The sequence below is a fragment of the Phytoactinopolyspora endophytica genome, assembly GCF_004138495.1.
GTDB lineage: Bacteria > Actinomycetota > Actinomycetes > Jiangellales > Jiangellaceae > Phytoactinopolyspora > Phytoactinopolyspora endophytica.
Map to the genome: position 1 here is coordinate 204,673 of NZ_ML142861.1, position 996 is coordinate 205,668.

1 protein-coding gene and 1 pseudogene are annotated in these 996 nt (G+C 59.4%); one reads left to right on the top strand and one right to left on the bottom strand.

Annotated elements, in window-relative coordinates; translation table 11 throughout:
* Positions 1–490, bottom strand: a 490-nt coding sequence (locus ELR45_RS23240) for a DUF1016 N-terminal domain-containing protein (protein WP_165368035.1), incomplete at its 3' end; no start/stop codon positions are given.
* A gap of 275 nt (positions 491–765) precedes the next feature.
* Between ELR45_RS23240 and ELR45_RS38800 the strand changes: the two are divergent.
* A pseudogene (locus tag ELR45_RS38800) lies at positions 766–996 on the top strand (L-lactate permease); the annotation flags it as partial.

Below are 996 nucleotides of genomic sequence, written 5' to 3' on the forward strand. Positions count from 1 at the left end.
GTGCGACTCCGACCCGCTCATGCAGCCGGTTCCTGATCTGATGCATGAGTACGTTCCGCGACCAGCCCTCGACGACAACCCGGCTGGCGTAGAACTCACGGGCCGCTCGATCATCAAGCTGATCGAGCAACACCTTGATGTGCCCCCAGGGCAATTGTCCCCCAAGCTGGGGGAAAATTGAGGGCCACGCTCGCGCAAACGCCCGCATGTAGGCGAGGTTTGTCTTCGAGAAGCCCCTAACCTGCGGATATTCCGTCTTGAGATCCACAGCGAGCTTGCCAACTACCTTGGCACCCCAACCTTCTTCATGTTGACGCGTCAGGATCAGCTGGCCGATGCGCCAATAGAGCTTCACCATCTCCGTGTTGACCGCCAGGGCGGTCCGGAGTCTGGCGCCCTTGATCTCTTGCTTGATGTCCTCAAGCAGCTCTCCATAGCCAGCGGGAAGACCCCACTCGTCCGATTCCTCTTTCGATTCCTGATGCGACATGCTGCTGGATACTAACAAGCACACTTGAGAGTTTCCAGAGGCTAACGTGTCTAGTCGGAGTAGAAATGCTGCCAAACTGGGCATACGCCATCAGCTATCTGTAAATCAGGCCTCTGTCGCCCCGTCGCACACGTCGAGCCCCGAACGGATAAACCGGCCATGGTGCACCAACAACGCAGTGGCGACCCAGAGGTGGTGGGGTTCTGACACGTCGGCAATGCGGCTGTCATCTGTGGCGAACGGCGGTGCAACGGGCTATGAGAAGGTAAAGGGCGATGGATGGGTACTGGTTCGCTGCGCTGCTCCCCGTCCTGACCCTTTTTCTGCTCGTCCTGCTTGGCCGCGTGAAGACCACGTGGTCGGCCGCGATCACCTTGGTTCTTGCGCTCGTACTGTCGCTGGCGGTGTTCGAGTCACCCGTCGAGACCGTCCTGACAGGAGCAGCCAAGGGATTGTGGCTGGGCACCTGGATCCTGTGCGTCGTCGTTCCCGCCTTGCTGCTCTAC